Genomic DNA, 18,908 nt, shown 5'->3' with positions numbered 1-18,908 from the left:
CGGCGGTAGGCCTCTGTCGGGGGTGATGCGAAATCGTGGCTGGCTAGACTGCCCGGCGTGTCGACCAGCCCCTCCGCCAGCGCAGAGATCCGCGCAGAGATCCGCAAGGGTCTGGCCGACTGCTCGACGGTCGGGCTCGGACTGGTGCCGCTCGGACTGGCGTTCGGGGTGCTGATGACCCAGGCGGGGTTCGACTGGTGGTGGGCGCCCGTGTTCTCCCTGGTGATCTACGCCGGGTCGATGGAGTTCCTGGCGATCGGCCTGCTCACTGCCGTCACCCCCCTGTATTCGCTGGCCGCCGCGGCGTTCCTGGTGAACTTCCGCCACGTCTTCTACGGCCTGAGCTTCCCGCTCGAGGCTATCCGTTCACGGCTGGGTCGGCTGTACGCCGTGTACGCGCTCACCGACGAGGTCTACGCGATCACGTCGACCAAGCGGCGCGCGGAGATGAGCGGTCCGCGGACGCTGACCATCGCGATCACCTGCCAGTCCCTGTGGGTGATCCCGGGCGTGATCGGAGCGCTCGTCGGCACCGCCCTCCCCGAGGGGCTGGACGGACTGCAGTTCGCGCTGACCGGGCTGTTCGCCGTGCTGGCCGTGGACGCGTGGCGGTCGTCCGGCGACCTGCCCGCGCCGGTGATCGGCCTGGTGTGCGGGCTGGTCGCCGCCGTGGTGGCTCCCGACCAGATGCTCATCGTGGGTCTGTGCGCGTTCGTGGGCGTGCTGTTGGTGCGGTACGCGTGGCTGCAGCGGACCGGGCGGGCGAAGCACGCCGAACAGACGCAGCGCACCGGGGGTGATGTCGCGTGACCGCCGTCCCCGGGACCGCCTACCTGCTTGCCGGGTTGGGCGTGATGTTCCTCGTCACCGTGGCGCTGCGGGCCGCCCCGTTTGTCGCGCTCACCCGCCTCCGCGACTCGGGCGTGGTCCGCTATCTCGGCCGCACCATGCCGGCCGGCGTGATGGTGGTCCTGGTGGTCTACACGCTGCGCGACACCACCACGGCGCTCGGCTCGTGGGTGCCGGCGACCGTCGCGCTCGCGCTCACCTTGGGCGTGCACCTGGCGTTCCGCCGCGCCGCCGCGAGCATCGTGCTGGGCACGGCGACGTACATGGTGCTGCAGGCCTGGCTGGGCTGAGCACGCGGGCGGATCAACTCGCCACGGGGCACACGCCGAGGTCGACCTTCCACTCGGTGAGTCCGTTGAGCCACCCGGAGCGCAGGCGCTTGGGGTCGCCGAGCGCGGTGAGATCCGGCAGGTGGTCGGCGACGGCGTTGAAGATCAGCTCGAGCTGCATTTTCGCGAGGTTCGCGCCCAGGCAGTAGTGCGGGCCCTGGCCGCCGAAGGTCACGTGCGGGTTCGGGTCGCGGAGGATGTTGAACGTGAACGGGTCGTCGAAGACCTCCTCGTCGAAGTTCGCCGACCCGTAGCAGATCAGCACCCGATCGCCCTTGGCGATGGACACCCCGCCGATCTCGGTGTCCTCCATGGCGGTGCGCTGGAACTGGGTGATGGGCGAGGCCCAGCGCAGGATCTCGTCGTAGGCGGTCTCGGGCCGCTCGCGCTTGAACAGCTCCCACTGGTCGGGGTGCTCGAGCATGGCGACCATGCCGTGGGTGGTGGCGTTGCGGGTGGTCTCGTTGCCGGCGACGGCGAGGAGGGTCACGAACCAGCCGAACTCGTCGGCGGAGAGGTGCTCGCCGTCGACGTCGGCCTGGACGAGCTTGGTCACGATGTCGTCCTGCGGATTGGCGGCGCGGTCCTCGGCCATGGCGTTGGCGTAGCCGATGAGCTCCATGGACGCGATGGCGGGCGCGTCCGGGTCGACGCCGGCGTCGTAACTGGTCATGATGTTGGACCACTCGAAGATCTTGTGCCGGTCCTCTTGCGGTACGCCCAGCAGTTCGGCGATCGCCTGCAGCGGCAGCTCGGAGGCCACGGCGGTGACGAAGTCGTCGGCGTTGTTCTCGGCGGCGGCGGTGACGATCTTCCGCGCGCGGTCCGCGAGCTCGTCGCGCATGCCGGCGACGCCGCGCGGCGTGAAGCCGCGGGAGATGATGCGGCGGTGCTTCTTGTGGATCTCGCCGTCCTCGTTGACGAGCATCGCGCGCTGGGCCTCGATGATCTCGCGCGGCGTGCCCTCGGCGAAGCGCGGGATCATCGTGTTCTCCCCCGCGGAGAAGATCTCGCCGGTCAGGCGGGAGATCTCCTTGACGTCAGCGTGCTTGGTGACGAGCCAGTAGTGGTCGTCGTCGAAACCGTCGGAGCCGGGGCGCTTGTCGACGCGGTGGATGGGCTGCGTCCGCCGGAGCTGGCGCCACTCGTCGTGTGGGAGCCGCTTCTCGAACAGGTCCGGGTCGGTGAAGTCGAAGCCCGCCGGGATGGTCACGTCCATGATGTCTCCTGAGACTGGTCGCCCACCGGCCCCCGGTGGGGATGAAACCGTGAATAGTGGTAACTATAAACAGGTGGCACTATCTTCGAGGGAAATTCTCGATCGCGCGTTGATGCTCTCCGAGCAGATGGCCGGGCACATCGAGCGTGCGGCGGCGAACTACGGTCTCACCGTGCCGCGGTTGGAGCTGCTGTTCGTGCTGGGCCTGCAGGGTGAGTGCAAGCAGGTGGAGCTGGCGACGTACCTCGATTGCTCACCGCGCCAGGTGACGGCGCTGGTGGACGGCCTGGTGGCCAGTGGTCACGTGGAGCGGACGATGCCGCCGGATGACCGGCGGGTGCGATTGGTGAGCCTGACGGAGAAGTCGCGCCGGATTGTGGATGAGGTGGTGACGGCGCGCGTCGGCCTCGCCGACTGGTTGTTCGAGGGATGTGACGACGACGAGCTGCAGGCGTTCGGGGCGGTCGCAGAAAAGTTGATCTCGCGGATGAGCGGGCGGGCGCTGAGTCGGCTTCCCGAGCAGTGAGCCGGGCCCGCTCGTTGGATCACGCAGTGCAGGCGTCGCAGCCGGTGTCCGCCCGGTCGTATTCGACGAACCCGCGGGCGAGGTAGTTGGGGACAGCGGCGGGGGAGTCGTCGGCGCACGTGTGCAGCCACACGCGGCGGCAGCCCGGGACGTTCCAGGCGATGCGGCAGACCTCGGAGAGGAACCAGCCGCCCAGGCCGCGGCCAGCGAAGGCGGGCAGGATGCCGAAGTAGACGATCTCCACGTCGACTCCGTCATCGTCGGACCCGGTCCCGCCCGCAGTGGCCGCGTCGGCTGCGCTGTCGCAGGGACTCATGCGCAGTTCCGCGTAGCCGACGACCTCGTCGCCCAGTCTCGCGCGGAGGGTGCTGACGCACGGGTCGGAGCAATAGGAGACCCAGCGGCCCTGTGACCAGTCGAGGCGGTCGACCCAGTTCCAGTCGCTGCCGATCACGCGGTACATCCGCTCGTTGAAGGCGGGCTCGGCGGGAAAGACGCGGGAGATCGTGAGATCTGCGCGATTGGCCGGGCGAAGCTGGTCCGCGGTGGTCTGCTGAAGGTAGGTCACGCTGGTCACCGCCCTATTAGAACAGTGCCGCCCTCTCCTACCCGGCTGTTGCGGGGGAGAGGGCGGCACGGCGATCAGCTCTGAGGCTCAGTGACCATCTAGGCTTGGCGCGGCGTTCAACTTAGGTCAGTTGAAGGTGATGTAAGGGACACCCGGGATGTTCATGTTGTTGATCGACCCCGCAGCAGCGTCCTTGGCGTTATTCATCGCCTCATGAAAGGCATTCTCAATGCCGGTGGCAGCGTGCGGGTTGTTCGCTACGACGCCCGCCCCTGCCCCGAGGGCAGCCGATCCGCCAGCCGCGGCGCCGGTACCGACGATGCCCGCAGGGACGGCCCAAGCGGGAGCTGCGGCCACTGCCGCAGCCGCACCTGCCAAAGCGGGCGCGGCGGACGCGGCCCCGGCGGGCACGGCGGTGTTGGCGATCATCGTGGCAATGAGGATCGAGATCGGGTCCATGCTAGTTCTCCTTCGATTTTTGTGATTAGCTCGCGGCCGGTTGGCCGCTAGCCGATATGGAGTTGCTTTGGCGGAATCGGCGCCTGCGGGATAATCCCCCCGCGGCCGCCGAGATCGATGGTGATCGTCTCGGGCGGCGCCGGTGCCGGTGCCGGTGCGGGCGCCGGCGCTGGTGGTGGCACAGGCTGCGGCGCGGGAGCCGGCGTGTACCGCGGCCGCACGGGTGGTTGTGCGGGCGCCACTGGCACGCGGACGGCGGGCGCGGGTGCAGGCGCCGGCCCGGTCGAGGGCTCCTCGGATGTCGAAGACTCCGGTGGCTTGGCATCTACGCGGGCCGTCGACGTCGCCGGAGTCGATGTGGGCGCTGTGGACGTCGGGTCGGCCGTCGTCGGAGAGACCAAACCCGCTTGCGCGACGGAAGGATCTGCGCGGTGGTTCGTGGATGCTGAGGCGGTAGCTTCAGTCATCCATGCGGTTCCCGCCCCTGCCGAGAACCCCAGCAGTGCGAGGCCGGGCAGGACGATGAGTGGAGCGATGCGACGGAGCAGGGCGGGCTTTGTGGCCAACGTGAACTCCTTCAGTGCACCGAAAGGGGCCTGGGTCACCCCTCGACTCGCGTGAGCCGCTCAGCTCATGCGGCGTGAACGCTAAGGGTCGCCCCACCGCTCTTCAACGTTTTGCTCCCTAAGCAGCCGTTCGGATTGCACCCGTCCTGACCTGCTGATATGTCGCCTACCTCGCGTACAACAGAAAAGCTGCTGGTAGTGGGATCGCGCATGTCACCTTCCGTCACATCCGGGCGAGGGAAAATACAGTTATCTGTGGGCGAGGTCACGCGGGAGGAACCTCGGTGAGACCAGTTGCGAGGCCGCGTGAGATCCGTAGGGTCGCGCCCATGGCGAACGTACTGATGATCCTGTCCGCAGCCGACCACTGGACTCTCAAGGACGGTTCCCAGCACCCGACGGGCTTCTGGGCCGAGGAGTTCGTAGCCCCCTACGAGGTGTTCACCGACGCCGGGTGGTCCGTCACCGTGGCCACGCCGGGCGGCCGCACCCCCTCCGTCGACCAGGCGAGCCTCGACGAGGGCGCCGGCGACCCGGAGACCCTGCAGCACGTCCGGGCCTCCCTCGACCGTCTCGCGCAGGTCCTCGAGGCGCCGACCGACCTGGCCAGCGTCGACCACAACGACTTCGACGTGGTGTTCTACCCCGGCGGGCACGGCCCGCTGGAGGACCTCGCCGTGGACACGACCTCCGGCGCGATCCTCCGGGACCGCGTGAGCGAAGGTAAGCACGTCGCGCTCCTGTGCCACGCGCCGGCCGCCGTGCTCGCCGCATCCGACGATCCGGCCTCCTCGCCGTTCGCGGGCTACAAGATGACGGGGTTCTCCAACGACGAGGAGGAGCAGGTCGGCCTGGCCGCCAACGCGCCCTGGTTGCTCGAGGACAAGCTGGTCGAGCTGGGCGCCGACTACTCCAAGGCCACCGAGCCCTGGGGATCGCACGTCGTGGTTGACCGCAACGTCTACACCGGCCAGAACCCGCAGTCCTCTGAGGAACTTGCCAAGCGGATCGTGGCCGACCTCGGCTGATCCGATGCCGATGAACCACATCGCCGACCGCGACACCGTCATCGATGGCCACCGGATCCGGTTCGGCATACACGGCGAGGGCGAACCCGTCGTCCTCATCCATTGAACGCCCTCGTCGTCGTACATCTGGCGGGGCATGGTACCCGGTCTCACCGAGGCCGGGTACCGCACCCACGTCTTCGACCTGCTGGGCTACGGGCTGTCCGAGCGACCGGCGGACCCGGAGGTCGACACCTCGATCACCGGGCAGGTCGCCGTGCTGGACGGCCTGCTGGAGGAGTGGGGGCTGGACACGTTCCACCTGGTCGCCCACGACATCGGCGGCGGGATCGCAACTTCGACCCGGACGCGCTCGACGTGTACCTCGACTTCATCAGCGGGCCGATCGGCCAACCCAGCTTCTTCCGGCACCAGGTCGCCCACTACGACCCGCGGCACACGCTCGAGATCAGCGATCAGCTGGACCGGCTGGGTCAGGTGCCGGTGCAACTGCTGTGGGGCGCCGACGATACCTGGCAGGTCACCGACTGGGCGCGCCGGCTGCAGGCCGCGATCCCGGGCAGCGGCCTGCGACTCATCGAGCGGTGCGGGCACTTCGCGCCCGAAGAGCGGCCGGCCGAGGTGGCCGAGGGGATCGTCGACTTTCTCCGGAGGGTATCCGGGCGAGTGTGAGCCGGCGCGGGCCGGCGTTACAGTCCGACGCGGCGGCCCGGCGCGCAAGCCCGCGGCAGCCCGTCGCTCAGGCCGCGGGTTCGGCCCGGGCGTCTTCTGCGCGGCCGTAGCGACCGGCCAGCCACGCGCACACGATCAACTGGATCTGGTGGAACAGCATGAGCGGCAGCACCATGAGGCCGATCGGCTGCCCGACGAACAGCACGGCCGCCATCGGTAGCCCGGTGGCCAGCGACTTCTTGGAACCACAGAACTGCACCACGCGCTTGTCGCGGTCCTCGAAGCGCAGGGCGCGGGAGGCGAGCTCGGTCAGGCCCAGCACCACCGCGAGCAGGACGCAGCACGCCACGAGCAGCCACGCGAGCTCGGCCGCTCCGATCGTCGACCAGATCCCGTCGGCGACCCCCTCGGAGAACGCCGCGTAGACCACCAGCACGATGACGGTCTTGTCGAACAGCGCGATCCTCGGGATCCTGCGGATGACGGGCAGGACCCACCGCCGCAGCAACTGACCCACCACGAACGGCAGCAGCAGCTGCAACGCGATCGACCCCACCGAGTCCCACGTGATGACCACCGACCCGTCCGTGGTCATGAGGGCGAAGACCAGCAGGGGAGTGACGAACACGCCCAGCAGGTTGGACACCGACGCCGACACCACGGCGGCGCTGACGTGCCCGCGCGCGATCGCCACGAACGTGATGGAGGACTGCACGGTCGACGGGACCAGCGTGAGGAACAGGACCCCCGCGGCGAGCGCCGGGCCGAGCACGGGCGTGAGGATCCACTGCCCGAGCAGGCCGAGCAGCGGGAACAGCAGGAATGTCGCCACGAGCACCACCGAGTGCAGCCGCCAGTGCGTGAGGCCGACCAGCAGCTCGCGCGGCTCGAGTCGCGCGCCGTAGAGGAAGAACAGCACGGCGATGCCGATGGTCGTCACCCAGTCGAGGGCGTCGGCCGCACCGCCGGTGGCGGGCAGGAACGCGGCGACGACCACCGCGGCCAGGATCGCCAGGATGAACGGCTCGATCCGGAGACGACGCAGAAGGCCCATCCCCCTATTGCATCACTCCCGCCGCGCGGGGCGCCCGATAGGCTCGGGTCATGACGGAGCAGGCCGGATGACGGAGCAGGGATGGCGGCCCAGGGCGCTGCGGGACGGCGAGGAGCCGGACCCGCGCTTCACGCTCGCCAACGAGCGCACGTTCCTGGCCTGGATCCGCACGAGCCTCGGGCTGACGGCCGGGGCGGTGGCGCTGGAGGCGTTCGCGGGCGACGAGATCCCGGAGATCATCCGCACCCCGCTCGCGTGCATCCTGTTGGTGCTGGCCGGGTTGCTGGCGATCGTGGCGTTCCGGCGCTGGATCCGGATCGAGTCGGCCATGCGACACCAGCGGCCGCTGCCCATGCCGCAGGCGTCGATCCTGCTGGTCCTGGGCATCGCGGCGGGTGCGGTGGTGCTCATCGTGGCGATCCTCAGCGGGACCTTCGGGTGACCTCTCCGCGCCCGCGCCGCATCGGCGTGGAGCCCGCTGCGGTTCCGCCCGACGCCGGGCTCCAATCCGAGCGGACCAGCCTGTCGTGGGCCCGCACCTGGGCCGTGGTGGCGGTGAACATCATCCTCGTCGCCAAGCTGGTCGGGGAGTTGTCGTGGGCGTGGGCGGCCGCGTTCTCGGCGCTCGTGGTGGCCCCGCTGCTGGCCCTGTTGCGGGTGCAGCGTCGGCACGAGCAGCGGGTGGACCGGTTTGTCCGCGCGGACGAGGTCGAGCAGACGCAGACCCGTCACAACATCGGGCTGGTGGCCCTGGTGATCGTGATCGCCGCCTGCGGGCTCGTCGCGATCGTGGTGACGTCCCTGCGGTGACCCGTCCGGGCGTCGCGCCCCGCCGATCACCCTCCCGGGCGCCCTGGGAACAGGCCTCCGCGGGTGTGGACGTAGTCATGGAGGGAATGGACGTAACCATGTCGGCGAAATGGCCTCCAGACCAACATGGTTACGTCCAAATCCGTGCCCGCGCCGCGCCGCGCCGAGCCGCGCCGCGCCGCGCCGCGCGGCGCCGCGCCGCGCGGCGCCGCGCGGCGCCGAGCCGAGCATCGCCGCAGCCGCGTCGCCCCTCGCCTCAGGTGTTCTTCATGCGCCCGCTCAGGGCGTCACGCAGCCGGTCGACCATGCCGACGCCCGCGCCGACCGTCTTATGGAACAGCTCGGAGTGGGGGGCGCTGGGGTGCGGCCGCGTGGGGGCGACCTGCTTGGCGGCCTCGACCTTGCGGCCCATGTCCAGCAGTGTGTCCTTCGACAGGTGCTCGCGCAGCTTGGGGAACTGGTCGGATTCCTCGTCGTCGGCGTGGTGGTCGAGCAGTTCCTTGAGCTCGCGCACGAGGCCCATGAACTCGGCGTCCGCGGCGTCGACGTTCTCGAGCTTCTTCATCACCACGACGATCTCGTCGTGCTCCTCCTTGTCGTGCTCGACCTCGTCCTTGCCGCCGGGGATGTCGCGTTCCATGACGGGGTAGACGAACATCTCCTCGGCCACGGAGTGACGCATCACCTCGGCGGTGACGGCGTCGGCGAGGGCGCGGCGGTCGGAGGGGTCGGTGGAGGTCTCGATCTGGTCGAGGAGCTCGATCATCTCGCGGTGATCGGCGGTGAGGATCTCGGTGACGTCCCGGGTCGTGTCTGTGGCGGCCATGTCGGTCTCCTTCCACGGTGGTGACTGATGTGTCCCACACCGTAGGGGCGACCGTGGGGCCGATCCACCGGTCCGCTCAGCGGGTGGCGCTCTCCGTCTCGCACATGCCCCGGAGGGCGCACGAGCCGCATCCGCCGGTGACACCGCAGTCGGCGGCGGGGTCGCCGGGGGCGCCGGACCCTGCGTCGGCGGGGGAGCAGGTGCCGGCGGGGGAGTCGCCGGACGAGCCGCCCGCGCACCCGGTGTCGGCGGTGTCGATGCCGGAGTGGCCGCCGCAACCGTCGGGGCCGCAACCGCATCCGCCCTGGTCGCCGTCTTCGCTGGCGGCCCAGATCGCCGCCGCGCGTGCCCCGGCGAGGCCGGCGACGCTGAGCAGGGCGAGGGAGCCGACGAGGGAGACGACGACGACGAGGCCGCCCACCCATCCGCCGATCAGTCCCAGGGCGAGCGCACCGAGCAGGAGCACGAGACCGGAGCCGAGGAACGCGGGTCCGGCGGCCCGGTTGGCGAGCTCCCACGCCTCGGGGGAGCGGCGGGTCTCGGGCGTGCGAACGCCGAGGACGCCGTTGCCGGGGAGTCGGCCGAGGAGGCCCGCCAGCCCGGTGCCGCCGACCACGACCGCGAGCCCCACGAGGAGCACCATGACCACCACGAGCACTGCGTTCACGCCCCTGAGGGTACGCCCGCGACGGCGGATCGCCGAGTCGCCTCAGCCCCGTCCGCGCCCCGTACCTTGGCGAGAAGTCGGGCGAGCTCCCGCTTGTCCTCCTCGCCGAGGCGGTCGAGGAACACCCGACGCACGGTGGCGACGTGGTCCGGGGCGGCCTGCTCGATGGCGCGCATCCCCTCGTCGGTCGCGGAGACGAACGCCCCCCGGCCGTCCTCGGGGCAGGCGGTCCGCTGCACGAGGCCGCGTTTGATCATGCGGCTCACCTGGTGAGAGAGACGGCTGCGCTCCCACATGAGGACGTCGGCGAGGGCGGTCATGCGCTGCGGGCCGTCCGCCTCGCTGAGGTACACGAGGACCTCGAACTCGGGCTCGGTCAGGTCGGAGGACGCCTTGAGGTCCCGCTGGATCTCGAGGTGGAGGCGGCCCTGGACGGCGAGGTAGTCCCGCCACAGGGCCTTCTCCTCGCTGTCCAGCCAGCGCACCTGGTGATTCCGAGCCTGGTCTGCCATAGCTCCACTATAGCGGCGTAGTTGACACGACACGTAGCGGGTGGGTGAAAGTATGTGCCGTATCACTTACCGAGAGGACTCCCATGACCACCACCGCCACCCGTCCCGAGGCCGCCGACAGCCGGCTCCTCCCCGTCCCCGCGGCCGTCCGCGACGCGGGCCTGCTCATCACGCGCGTCATCCTGGGCGTCGTGCTCATCGCCCACGGCTGGGAGAAGTTCGCCATCAACGGCATCGAGGGAACCGGCGCCTTCTTCGACTCGGTCGGCATCCCCGGGGCCACGGCCGCCGCCGCCGTCGTCGGCGTGATCGAGCTCGTGGGAGGCATCCTGCTCATCCTGGGACTGCTCACCCCCCTGGTCGCCGTCCTCGTCGTCGTCATGATCGGCGCGTTCTTCACCGTCCACGCCGGCTCCGGCGTCTACGTCTCCAACAACGGCTGGGAGCTCGTCGCCGTGGTCGGGCTCGCCGCCGCGGTCTTCGGTCTGGTCGGCCCCGGCCGCTACAGCGTCGACGCGGTCCTCGCCCGCCGGCGCGCGGCCCGCGCCTGACCCGACCCGGCGCGGCACCTGACCGAGCCCCCAGGCGCGCGGTCCGACCTCGCACGGTCTGACCCGGACCCCGCCGCGGCCCGGCGCCCACGGCCCCGCGCGGCCGGACGTGACCACCCGTCCGGCCGCGCGGTCCCCACGCTGGCGCGGCCCCACCTCGGGCAGGGTTTAGGCTGGACACGGCCTGCGTGTGGGCACCGGCGAGACCAGGGGAGAGCAGACGACGTGAGCAGCAGCGACCAGAGCGCCACCGGCGTGCAGCCCGAGACCGCGGGGGCGTCCGGGAGCGGGACCCAGCCCGAGACCGGGCCCGCCCACCGCTACGGCGCGGCGCTCGCCGGCGAGATCGAGTCCCGCTGGCAGCGCGAATGGTCCGAGCGCGGCACGTTCGAGGCGCCCAACCCCGTCGGCCCACTGGCCGCGCCCGATGGCGAGCTGCCCGCGGACAAGCTCTTCGTCCAGGACATGTTCCCCTACCCGTCCGGCGCCGGGCTGCACGTCGGCCACCCGCTGGGCTACATCGCGACCGACGTGTTCGCCCGCTACAACCGGATGCTCGGCACCAACGTGCTGCACACCCTCGGCTACGACGCGTTCGGCCTGCCCGCCGAGCAGTACGCCGTCCAGACCGGACAGCACCCGCGCGTGACCACCGAGTCCAACATCGCCAACATGGAGCGCCAGCTCGGCCGCCTCGGCCTGGGCCACGACCGCCGCCGCGTCTTCGCCACCACCGACACCGACTTCTACCGCTGGACCCAGTGGATCTTCCTGCAGATCCACGGCTCCTGGTACGACCCCGACGCCCCCGCCCGGACGATCGACGGCGGCGACCACCCCACCCGCACCGGCCGCGCCCGGCCCATCGCCGAGCTCGTCGAGCAGTTCGCCTCCGGCGCCCGCCCGCTGGCCGCCGGACTGCCCGCCGATCTCGCCGCCGACCTCGCCGGCCGCACCTGGGGCGAGCTGACCCGCGCCGAGCAGGAGAAGGTCCTCGACGCGCACCGGCTCGTCTACCTCTCGGACTCCACGGTCAACTGGTGCCCCGGCCTGGGCACAGTCCTGGCCAACGAGGAGGTCACCGCCGAGGGCCGCTCCGAGCGCGGCAACTTCCCCGTCTTCCGCAAGAACCTCAGCCAGTGGATGATGCGGATCACCGCCTACGCCGACCGGCTCGTCGACGACCTCGACCGGCTCGACTGGACCGACAAGGTCAAGTCCATGCAGCGCAACTGGATCGGTCGCTCGCAGGGCGCCCGCGTCCGGTTCGCCGTGGCCGACCAGTCCATCGAGGTGTTCACCACCCGCCCCGACACCCTGTTCGGCGCCACCTACATGGTCCTGTCGCCCGAGCACCCGCTGGTCGACGAGCTCGCCGGACCGTTCTGGCCCGAGGTCCCGGCCGGCGCGCCCGGCTCGGCCCCCGGCGAGTCGACCCCCGGTGCCCTCGACCCGCGCTGGACCGGCGGACACTCCTCGCCCGCCGAGGCCGTGTTCGCCTACCGGCGCGCCGCGTCCATGAAGTCCGAGCTCGAGCGCCAGGAGAACAAGGACAAGACCGGCGTCTTCACCGGCGCCTACGCCGTCAACCCGGTCAACGGCGAACAGGTCCCGGTGTTCGTCGCCGACTACGTCCTCATGGGCTACGGCACCGGCGCCATCATGGCCGTGCCCGGCCACGACGCGCGCGACCACGAGTTCGCCCTGGCGTTCGGGCTGCCCATCCGGCAGGTCGTGGCGCCCGCCGACGGGCGCGAGCTCGACGTGCAGGCCGAGGCCTACGCCGGCGACGGCGTGGCCGTGAACTCCACCAACGACGAGGGGCTGTCCCTCGACGGCCTGGGCGTGGACGAGGCCAAGGCCGCCACCATCGCCTGGCTCGAGGGGGAGGGCACCGGCGAGGGCACCGTCCAGTACAAGCTGCGCGACTGGCTGTTCGCCCGCCAGCGCTACTGGGGCGAGCCGTTCCCCGTGGTCTACGACTCCGACGGCGTGCCCCACGCGCTGCCCGAGGAGATGCTGCCCGTCGAGCTGCCCGAGGTCGAGGACTACAAGCCCGTCTCGTTCGACTCCGACGACGCCGACTCGGTGCCGTCCCCGCCGCTGGCCAAGGCCACCGAGTGGATGACGGTCGAGCTGGACCTCGGTGACGGGCTCAAGACCTACACCCGCGACGCCAACGTCATGCCCAACTGGGCCGGTTCCAGCTGGTACCAGCTGCGCTACATCGACCCCACCAACTCCGAGCAGCTCTGCGCGATCGAGAACGAGCGCTACTGGACCGGCCCGCGCCCCGAGATCCACGGTGCCGGCGACCCGGGCGGCGTGGACCTCTACGTGGGCGGCGTCGAGCACGCCGTGCTGCACCTGCTGTACTCGCGGTTCTGGCACAAGGTCCTGTTCGACCTCGGCCACGTCACCAGCGAGGAGCCCTACCGGCGCCTGTTCAACCAGGGGTACATCCAGGCCTTCGCCTACACCGACTCCCGCGGCGTCTACGTACCCGCGGCCGAGGTGACCGAGCGGGACGGGAAGTTCTACTGGACTGACGCCTCCGCCGGCGCGGACGCCACCGAGATCGAGGTGTTCCAGGAGTACGGGAAGATGGGCAAGTCGCTCAAGAACTCCGTCTCCCCGGACGAGATCTGCGACTCCTACGGCGCCGACACGCTGCGCGTGTACGAGATGTCCATGGGCCCGCTCGACACCTCGCGTCCCTGGGCCACCAAGGACGTCGTGGGCGCGCACCGGTTCCTGCAGCGGCTGTGGCGCGTGGTGATCGACGAGTCCACCGGCGAGGTCCGTGTGACCGACACGGATTCGACCGACAGCGCACCCGGCGAGGACGTGCTCAAGGCGCTGCACCGCACCATCGCCGGTGTCCGCGACGACTACGCCGGCCTGCGGGACAACACCGCGATCGCCAAGCTCATCGAGTACGTCAACACCCTGACCAAGGCGTACCCCACCGAGGGGCCGGGCGCCCCTCGCTCGGTCGTCGAGCCGCTGGTCCTCATGGTCGCGCCGGTCGCCCCGCACCTCGCCGAGGAGCTGTGGGCCCGACTCGGGCACACCGGCTCGCTGGCCCACGGCCCGTTCCCGACCTTCGACGAGTCGTACCTGGTCGAGGACTCGGTCGAGTACCCGGTTCAGATCAAGGGCAAGGTGCGCTCGCGCATCACCGTGCCCGCCGACGCCTCGCCGGTCGACGTCGAGGCCGCCGCCCTGGCCGACGCCAAGGTGCAGGAGAACCTGGGCGGCGCCGCGCCCAAGAAGGTGATCGTGGTGCCGGGCAAGATGGTCAATATCGTGCCCTGACCCTGGTGCTACTGCTGACGCGCGCCGAAATCCGCTACCCGGACTCGGGATCCGCTACTCGTATGGGAGTAGCGGATCCGGAGGGAGGGTAGCGGATTTCGGGTTGGCGGGCGCGTGCCGGGCGGGGTGCCCGGGCACCGGGGCCGTGCGCGGCTCAGCCGCGCTGGACGAACACCGCCGACGACGAGATGAGCAGGTACGCGGTGGTGACCATCCACATCGCGTAGGTCGCGTACAGCCACGGCCGCCAGCGGATCCGCGCCTGCCACCGCCGGTACGTCTTCACGGCGGACGTGATGGCCAGCACGATCGACAGCAGCAGCGGGATGATGACCACCTCGACGCGGTCAGAGGTCAGGCACAGCGCGCCCTGGTCGGCGCACTCGTCCCCGACGCCGCCGCGGATCAGCACGATCACCACGGCCAGCGCCACGACCGCGAGCGTGGACAGCAATACGAACCGGAACGCCTGGTTGCCCTGACGCTCGTTTCGCTCCAGTCGCTCGAGCGGGTCGTTGAGCTCCCCGAACTCGGCGGATGTCATTCAGCCCTCCTTGGTGAATCCGTTGTGTCCGCCCGCCGCGGCCACCTCGTCCACTGTCTCGATCCCGAGATGCTCATCCGTCACGGGCGGGAAGAGCGGGCCCCCGCCGAAGGCACCCCGGTGCGACAGCGGCACCTCGCCGTCGTCGTTCCTTATCCCCTTCTCGCGACCGTACTCGGCCGTGATGACGGTCGAGCCGCTCATACCCGCGAGATCGGGGTCGTCGGCGAGGGCGGCGATGACGCGACCGACGAACGTCGGGTCCTCGGCGCGGGCCAGCGGGAAGCCGTTGAAGTCCTCCATGCCGGTGGACAGCAGCAGCTCGGTGCGGATGAGGCCCAACCACAGGGACAGGGTGGACACGCCGGTGCCGGCGAGCTCATGCGCCATGTCGGAGGCCATCTTGTCCAGGGCGGTCTTGCTCATGCCGTAGAGGACGGTGTGGAACGGCGCGCGCGAACCGAACGACGAGATGTTGACCATCAGCCCCGACCCCTGCGGCACCATGACCTTGGCGGCCTCGCAGCTCGCGACGTAGTGCGCGCGCAGGCCGACACCCATGAGCGCGTCCCAGTCGGTGGCGGGCCGCTCCCAGAACCGGCCGTTGAACCCCATGAAGCCCTTGGGGTTGGTCCACACGTTGTTGACCAGGAGGTCCAGGCGGCCGGTCTCGTCGGCGATCCGGGCGACGACGGCGAGGATCTCCTCGTCCCGGGAGTGCTCGCACTCGAGTGGACGGATCCGGCCCGGGGCGCCGTCGGCTGCGTCGACCGTGCTCTGCAGTCGCTCGGCGGACCGTCCGGTGACGTAGACATCCCACCCCGCGTCGGCGAGCGCGGTGGCCACCCCGCGGCCGACCCCACGGCTGCCACCTGTCACCAGTGCGACCCGGGCGCTCACGAGTCGGCTCCCTCGGTGGCCGCACCCGGGACGACGCTGACCTCCGGGTAGGTCACGGTGGCCTCGTCGAGGGTGCGGGTGATGGACCAGCCGGGCGTGAACAGGCACTCGGCCATGACCCAGCGCTCGTCCTCGCCGTCACCCTCCAGGACGTAAACGTCCGAGTACTCGCCGGTGGAGAGGGTCTCCGTGCCCTTGTCCCGGTCGATCTGACGGAACTGCAGGGTCCACGTGCCGGTGGCGCGGTTCGGCGGGCTGCTCGGTCCGCCGGATTCGATGGTGATGGAGGGCATGAAGCCGTGGTGCATGTCGAGGATGCGGGGCCCGCCGTCGGCGGCGGTGGCCAGGGCGATCTGCCGGAAGATGCCGACCATGGTGTCGGGGTCGGTCCGGCCGAGGGGGCCGAAGTCGAGTACTCCGCCGGTCGCCACGAAGCACGAGCGGAAGCCGTCGGGGTCCTTGGCGTCGCATGCCCGCCAGTAGCGGTACTTCAGCTGCTCGATAGCCTCGCGGGCGCGCCTTTCCTCCTCGTACTGCATACGGCCACGTTAGCGTAGGGATCATGAGCCGAACACTGGTCGAGTTATCCGACCGCTGGGACCTGCAGGACCTCGTGACCAGGTACGCAACCTGCATCGACGCCCGCGACTTCGAGGGCCTGGACCGGGTCTTCACGCCGGACGCGCGGGTGAGCTACGAGGCCTCCGGTGGGCCCGACGACGCCTACCCGGCGATCCGTGCGTGGCTGGCCGAGATGCTGCCGGTCTTCACGGCCACGCAGCACCTCATGGCCAACCTCGAGGTGAGTCTGGACGGGGACTCGGCGACGGGCCGGTGCATGTGCTTCAACCCCATGGCGCTGCGGCCCGTGGAGGAGAAGGACCAGCAGGTGTTCTTCTACGGGCTCTGGTACGTCCTCGAGTTCGTCCGCGCGGACGCCGGCTGGCGGATCTCGCGGCTGACGCAGCAGCAGGCGTACCACCACAATCTGCCCTGAGACCGCCGCGGCGCGCGGTCGGTCAGACGGTCCCGCAGGAGTTCGGCGCGGGACGGTCGTGCACCCGGTCCATGAGGTAGCGGGCGTTGGTCGCGCGCTCGGACAGCATCGGGATCGCGTGGTCGATCACCAGGCCTGGGGCCAGGGCGGGCGCCTCGGCGGTCCGCAGCTCGACGGTGGTGCCCTGTGCGCACCAGTCCCGGACGAGGTCGACGGCGGTGTCGTGCGGGACCACGTCGTCGTTCCGCCCGATCAGCACGAGCGACGGGACCGCCGGCGCCTCGTCGCCCAGGTTGTAGCCCTCGAGGACACGCATGATCTCCGGCTCGGACCGGGCCGCGTCGGCGAGGGAGCGGCCGTCCCGGGTGAACTCGGTGGTCCGGCGCAGGCCGTAGGCGAAGCCGGTCTCGGCGACGCACTGCCCGGCGGTCACCTCGAGCATCCGACGGCCCTCGTCGTTGAGCTGGCGGTCGAACGCCTCTCGCAGCTCGGGGTGGACTTGCAGGATCCCGTTGATCGCGTAGCCCACGGCGCCCGTGAGCAGGCCGCCGTCAACGCGCTCGAGCGTGCCGATCATGTCCGACGGCGGTGCGCCCGCGGCGATGCCCACGAGGGTGACGTCCGGCGCGTAGGTCGGCTGCATCTCACCGGCCGCCGCGGCGGCGCCACCGCCCTGGGAGTAGCCGCTGATCACGGTCTTGGAGTCGGGAGCGAGATCCGTGCCCGGGAGGCGCAGCGCGGCGCGTGCGGCGTCCAACGCGGAGCGGCCCTGCGAGTCGCGGTTGACGTACGGGTGGTGGCCGGGAGTGCCGAGGCCCTCGTAGTCGGTGACGACCACGGCGAAGCCCTCTTGGACCATCGTCAGGGCGTCGATCACCGCGTAGCCGGCGGCCGCCGACAGCGGTGCGGTCTGCACGCCGAGCCCGACCTCCATGGACTTGGACGGCGCGCACTGGTCGCCCTGGCCCTGGGTACCGGGCGTGACCACGGCGAGCGGCCGCGGGCCCGGCCCGGTCCACGGGGCCTTGGGCTGGAGATACGTGCCGGTGACGGCGATCGGCCCGCCCGCCGCACCGGTGGAGCGGTACATGATCCGCTGCGCGTCGGCGGGCAGTGCGCCGCCGTTCGCCAGATCGGGGAAGCTGGGCGTGATGGTCATGGGCTCGGTGCGGATGACCGTGCCCGGCTCGGCGGGCAGGTCGGCCGGCGGCGTGTAGAACGCGCTGCGGTCGGGCGTGTTGGACGAGCCCTGCGCGGCGGCCTCCGGGGCGGCGGGCGAGACGGCGGGGGCCAGCGCCATCGCGACGCCCAGGGCGAGCGCACCCGCGGCGGCGGACAGTCCGGGCGTTCTCCTGCGGCGGCTGGTCGGTGATCTCACAAGTGCTCCCCGGGGGTCGAGACGGTAGGTGGTCCGCGAGGACCGTGAACTGGACAAAACCCTAGCGTGTGTCATGTTCGGCCGGTGGTGCACCTCAGGAGTCGATTCTGATCACCGTGAACTTCACGGTGGCCACTGTCGTACGCCGCTGTTACGGTGAGTCCGTGCCGAAAGATGTGCTGATGTGCTGGCGACGCGTACCGGAGAGGTCCCGCGTCGCCCACGCCGTCATGGCGTAGCACGGACGACGCGCGGGCCCACCGGAGAAGGGCGGGCCGCGGTCGGTATCAGCGGCGGTCCGCGCCGGAACCCGGGTCCATGCTCATGACCCCACGGCGGCGGAAATCAGATCCGCGCCGGCTCACTTCAGGAGAGTTTCCAGGTGACCGTAAGTCCCGACACCACGTTCCACGCGCTGGAGGACACCGATGTCCTCGTGAGCGCGCGATCGTTGGCCGAGTACACGGACATGTTCGGTTTGAACGGGGCTGACCTGGAGGGCCGGATCGTGGACTGCCCGGGCGGCGCGGCCAGCGCGGTGGCGGAGATCTGCGCGGCCGGCGGGGACGCGATCGCGGTGGACCCCCAGTACGCCCGGGGTGCGGACGACCTCCGCGGCCGGATCCTCGCGGACGTCGACCGCTCGGTGGCGCAGAAGCAGGCGCGCGAGGTGGACTTCGACTGGGACGTCCGCGGCGGCGTCGTGGGACACGAGGCGATCCGGCGCACGGCGGCGGACCGCATGCTCACGGACCTGGAGGCCTCGCCCGAGCGGTACATCGCCGGTGCGCTGCCGTCGCTGCCGTTGGCCAGCGACTCGTCCGACCTCGTGCTGTGCTCGCACCTGTTGTTCACGTACGCCGACCGGATGGATCTGTCCGACCACGTCGACGCGATCGTCGAGATGGCGCGGATCGCGCCGGAGGTGCGGATCTACCCACTGGTCGACCACCTCGGCAACCCGCTGCCGGAGCTGGTCCGCAGCGTGATCGCCCGGCTCAAGAAGGAGCGGCTGGCCAGCCGGATCGAGCCGGTCATCCGGCCGTTCCAGCTGGCGGCCACGACGCGGCTGGTGGTGGAGCGGATGAACCGCCAGCGGCCCTGACCGTCAGCCCCTCGGGCCGGGTCCGCGCCG

The 18,908-nt window shown here is 70.6% G+C and carries 22 protein-coding genes and 1 pseudogene; 12 read left to right on the top strand and 11 right to left on the bottom strand.

Annotation, left to right across the window (positions count from 1 at the left end):
* Positions 1-57: 57 nt before the first annotated feature.
* Together C3V38_RS06285 and C3V38_RS06280 are read left to right on the top strand one after the other, a co-directional pair.
* Complete coding sequence (locus C3V38_RS06285) at positions 58-810, top strand: AzlC family ABC transporter permease (protein WP_061228387.1); 753 nt, start codon at positions 58-60, stop codon at positions 808-810.
* 44 nt (positions 811-854) lie between these two features.
* The gene (locus C3V38_RS06280; RefSeq protein WP_106386381.1) at positions 855-1,139 is read left to right on the top strand and encodes a branched-chain amino acid transporter permease; all 285 of its coding nucleotides are present in this window, start codon (positions 855-857) and stop codon (positions 1,137-1,139) included.
* A 13-nt stretch (positions 1,140-1,152) separates the two neighbouring features.
* Here the strand turns inward: C3V38_RS06280 and C3V38_RS06275 are convergent, their stop codons facing one another.
* Positions 1,153-2,397, bottom strand: a complete 1,245-nt coding sequence (locus C3V38_RS06275; RefSeq protein ID WP_106385303.1) for a cytochrome P450 — start codon at positions 2,395-2,397, stop codon at positions 1,153-1,155.
* 49 nt (positions 2,398-2,446) lie between these two features.
* On the opposite strand from C3V38_RS06275, the gene C3V38_RS06270 reads away from it, so the two are divergent.
* Positions 2,447-2,923 carry a MarR family winged helix-turn-helix transcriptional regulator gene (locus tag C3V38_RS06270; RefSeq protein ID WP_254426095.1) on the top strand — a complete coding sequence of 159 codons (477 nt, stop codon included), beginning with the start codon at positions 2,447-2,449 and terminating at the stop codon, positions 2,921-2,923.
* 19 nt (positions 2,924-2,942) lie between these two features.
* Here the strand turns inward: C3V38_RS06270 and C3V38_RS06265 are convergent, their stop codons facing one another.
* Both C3V38_RS06265 and C3V38_RS17565 read right to left on the bottom strand, forming a co-directional pair.
* Positions 2,943-3,500 carry a GNAT family N-acetyltransferase gene (locus tag C3V38_RS06265; protein ID WP_007632638.1) on the bottom strand — a complete coding sequence of 186 codons (558 nt, stop codon included), beginning with the start codon at positions 3,498-3,500 and terminating at the stop codon, positions 2,943-2,945.
* A gap of 117 nt (positions 3,501-3,617) precedes the next feature.
* A complete protein-coding gene (locus C3V38_RS17565) occupies positions 3,618-3,950 on the bottom strand; it encodes a hypothetical protein (protein ID WP_007632639.1) in 333 nt (110 codons plus the stop codon).
* Between the two features lie 895 nt (positions 3,951-4,845).
* On the opposite strand from C3V38_RS17565, the gene C3V38_RS06255 reads away from it, so the two are divergent.
* From C3V38_RS06255 to C3V38_RS17790, 3 genes and pseudogenes are all read left to right on the top strand, one after another.
* Positions 4,846-5,544, top strand: coding sequence for a type 1 glutamine amidotransferase domain-containing protein (locus C3V38_RS06255; RefSeq protein WP_007632641.1), 699 nt, complete (start codon positions 4,846-4,848; stop codon positions 5,542-5,544).
* A 136-nt stretch (positions 5,545-5,680) separates the two neighbouring features.
* A pseudogene (locus tag C3V38_RS18305) lies at positions 5,681-5,821 on the top strand (alpha/beta hydrolase); the annotation flags it as partial.
* Positions 5,822-5,901: 80 nt separating this feature from the next.
* Positions 5,902-6,216 carry an alpha/beta fold hydrolase gene (locus C3V38_RS17790; RefSeq protein WP_007632645.1) on the top strand — a complete coding sequence of 105 codons (315 nt, stop codon included), beginning with the start codon at positions 5,902-5,904 and terminating at the stop codon, positions 6,214-6,216.
* A gap of 67 nt (positions 6,217-6,283) precedes the next feature.
* On the opposite strand, the gene C3V38_RS06245 is transcribed toward C3V38_RS17790, so the two are convergent.
* On the bottom strand, positions 6,284-7,270 hold the full coding sequence (locus tag C3V38_RS06245) for a bile acid:sodium symporter family protein (protein ID WP_007632647.1): 987 nt from the start codon (positions 7,268-7,270) through the stop codon (positions 6,284-6,286).
* Positions 7,271-7,337: 67 nt separating this feature from the next.
* Between C3V38_RS06245 and C3V38_RS06240 the strand changes: the two genes are divergently transcribed.
* Both C3V38_RS06240 and C3V38_RS06235 read left to right on the top strand, forming a co-directional pair.
* Positions 7,338-7,712 carry a YidH family protein gene (locus C3V38_RS06240; RefSeq protein ID WP_007632656.1) on the top strand — a complete coding sequence of 125 codons (375 nt, stop codon included), beginning with the start codon at positions 7,338-7,340 and terminating at the stop codon, positions 7,710-7,712.
* Complete coding sequence (locus C3V38_RS06235; RefSeq protein ID WP_106385302.1) at positions 7,709-8,080, top strand: DUF202 domain-containing protein; 372 nt, start codon at positions 7,709-7,711, stop codon at positions 8,078-8,080. Before C3V38_RS06240 ends, C3V38_RS06235 begins: the two co-directional genes overlap by 4 nt.
* Before the next feature lie 256 nt (positions 8,081-8,336).
* Here C3V38_RS06235 and C3V38_RS06230 read toward each other — a convergent pair whose 3' ends face one another.
* From C3V38_RS06230 to C3V38_RS06220, 3 genes are all read right to left on the bottom strand, one after another.
* Entirely contained in the window at positions 8,337-8,906 is a 570-nt protein-coding gene (locus tag C3V38_RS06230) for a hemerythrin domain-containing protein (RefSeq protein WP_106385301.1), read from the bottom strand.
* A 76-nt stretch (positions 8,907-8,982) separates the two neighbouring features.
* Positions 8,983-9,573: an SdpI family protein gene (locus C3V38_RS06225; RefSeq protein ID WP_007632663.1), complete on the bottom strand. Its 591-nt coding sequence runs from the start codon at positions 9,571-9,573 to the stop codon at positions 8,983-8,985.
* The gene (locus C3V38_RS06220) at positions 9,570-10,085 is read right to left on the bottom strand and encodes a MarR family winged helix-turn-helix transcriptional regulator (protein WP_007632665.1); all 516 of its coding nucleotides are present in this window, start codon (positions 10,083-10,085) and stop codon (positions 9,570-9,572) included. The genes C3V38_RS06225 and C3V38_RS06220 overlap by 4 nt, the downstream gene beginning before the upstream one ends.
* An 83-nt stretch (positions 10,086-10,168) precedes the next feature.
* Between C3V38_RS06220 and C3V38_RS06215 the strand changes: the two genes are divergently transcribed.
* Together C3V38_RS06215 and C3V38_RS06210 are read left to right on the top strand one after the other, a co-directional pair.
* On the top strand, positions 10,169-10,636 hold the full coding sequence (locus C3V38_RS06215; RefSeq protein ID WP_007632666.1) for a DoxX family protein: 468 nt from the start codon (positions 10,169-10,171) through the stop codon (positions 10,634-10,636).
* 255 nt (positions 10,637-10,891) lie between these two features.
* Positions 10,892-13,954, top strand: a complete 3,063-nt coding sequence (locus C3V38_RS06210; protein ID WP_106386380.1) for a leucine--tRNA ligase — start codon at positions 10,892-10,894, stop codon at positions 13,952-13,954.
* 154 nt (positions 13,955-14,108) lie between these two features.
* On the opposite strand, the gene C3V38_RS06205 is transcribed toward C3V38_RS06210, so the two are convergent.
* The 3 genes from C3V38_RS06205 to C3V38_RS06195 are packed head-to-tail and all read right to left on the bottom strand — an operon-like array spanning position 14,109 to position 15,937.
* Entirely contained in the window at positions 14,109-14,498 is a 390-nt protein-coding gene (locus C3V38_RS06205) for a hypothetical protein (RefSeq protein WP_106385300.1), read from the bottom strand.
* Complete coding sequence (locus C3V38_RS06200) at positions 14,499-15,398, bottom strand: SDR family NAD(P)-dependent oxidoreductase (protein WP_106385299.1); 900 nt, start codon at positions 15,396-15,398, stop codon at positions 14,499-14,501.
* Positions 15,395-15,937 carry a nuclear transport factor 2 family protein gene (locus C3V38_RS06195; RefSeq protein WP_007631584.1) on the bottom strand — a complete coding sequence of 181 codons (543 nt, stop codon included), beginning with the start codon at positions 15,935-15,937 and terminating at the stop codon, positions 15,395-15,397. The genes C3V38_RS06200 and C3V38_RS06195 overlap by 4 nt, the downstream gene beginning before the upstream one ends.
* Positions 15,938-15,960: 23 nt before the next feature.
* On the opposite strand from C3V38_RS06195, the gene C3V38_RS06190 reads away from it, so the two are divergent.
* On the top strand, positions 15,961-16,395 hold the full coding sequence (locus C3V38_RS06190; RefSeq protein WP_007631585.1) for a nuclear transport factor 2 family protein: 435 nt from the start codon (positions 15,961-15,963) through the stop codon (positions 16,393-16,395).
* Positions 16,396-16,417: 22 nt separating this feature from the next.
* Here the strand turns inward: C3V38_RS06190 and C3V38_RS06185 are convergent, their stop codons facing one another.
* Positions 16,418-17,773 carry a lipase family protein gene (locus C3V38_RS06185; protein WP_100086323.1) on the bottom strand — a complete coding sequence of 452 codons (1,356 nt, stop codon included), beginning with the start codon at positions 17,771-17,773 and terminating at the stop codon, positions 16,418-16,420.
* Positions 17,774-18,155: 382 nt separating this feature from the next.
* Here C3V38_RS06185 and C3V38_RS06180 point away from each other — a divergent pair, with 382 nt between their 5' ends.
* Positions 18,156-18,878 carry a hypothetical protein gene (locus C3V38_RS06180; protein WP_007631588.1) on the top strand — a complete coding sequence of 241 codons (723 nt, stop codon included), beginning with the start codon at positions 18,156-18,158 and terminating at the stop codon, positions 18,876-18,878.
* The last annotated feature ends 30 nt before the right edge of the window (positions 18,879-18,908 follow it).

Source organism: Dietzia sp. oral taxon 368, from assembly GCF_002999155.1.
In the GTDB taxonomy this organism is placed as follows: domain Bacteria; phylum Actinomycetota; class Actinomycetes; order Mycobacteriales; family Mycobacteriaceae; genus Dietzia; species Dietzia cinnamea.
Note: the sequence above shows the minus strand (reverse complement) of the source record. Positions and strands in the feature narration are given on the sequence as shown.

Bases quoted from the DNA above. Each gene is read 5' to 3' on its own strand.
- C3V38_RS06230 (WP_106385301.1), bottom strand. From the start codon at position 8,906: ATGGCCGCCACAGACACGACCCGGGACGTCACCGAGATCCTCACCGCC.
- C3V38_RS06220 (WP_007632665.1), bottom strand. From the start codon at position 10,085: ATGGCAGACCAGGCTCGGAATCACCAGGTGCGCTGGCTGGACAGCGAG.
- C3V38_RS06240 (WP_007632656.1), top strand. From the start codon at position 7,338: ATGACGGAGCAGGGATGGCGGCCCAGGGCGCTGCGGGACGGCGAGGAG.
- C3V38_RS17565 (WP_007632639.1), bottom strand. From the start codon at position 3,950: ATGGACCCGATCTCGATCCTCATTGCCACGATGATCGCCAACACCGCC.
- C3V38_RS06280 (WP_106386381.1), top strand. From the start codon at position 855: ATGTTCCTCGTCACCGTGGCGCTGCGGGCCGCCCCGTTTGTCGCGCTC.
- C3V38_RS06275 (WP_106385303.1), bottom strand. From the start codon at position 2,397: ATGGACGTGACCATCCCGGCGGGCTTCGACTTCACCGACCCGGACCTG.
- C3V38_RS06195 (WP_007631584.1), bottom strand. From the start codon at position 15,937: ATGCAGTACGAGGAGGAAAGGCGCGCCCGCGAGGCTATCGAGCAGCTG.
- C3V38_RS06255 (WP_007632641.1), top strand. From the start codon at position 4,846: ATGGCGAACGTACTGATGATCCTGTCCGCAGCCGACCACTGGACTCTC.
- C3V38_RS06205 (WP_106385300.1), bottom strand. From the start codon at position 14,498: ATGACATCCGCCGAGTTCGGGGAGCTCAACGACCCGCTCGAGCGACTG.
- C3V38_RS06190 (WP_007631585.1), top strand. From the start codon at position 15,961: ATGAGCCGAACACTGGTCGAGTTATCCGACCGCTGGGACCTGCAGGAC.
- C3V38_RS06245 (WP_007632647.1), bottom strand. From the start codon at position 7,270: ATGGGCCTTCTGCGTCGTCTCCGGATCGAGCCGTTCATCCTGGCGATC.
- C3V38_RS06215 (WP_007632666.1), top strand. From the start codon at position 10,169: ATGACCACCACCGCCACCCGTCCCGAGGCCGCCGACAGCCGGCTCCTC.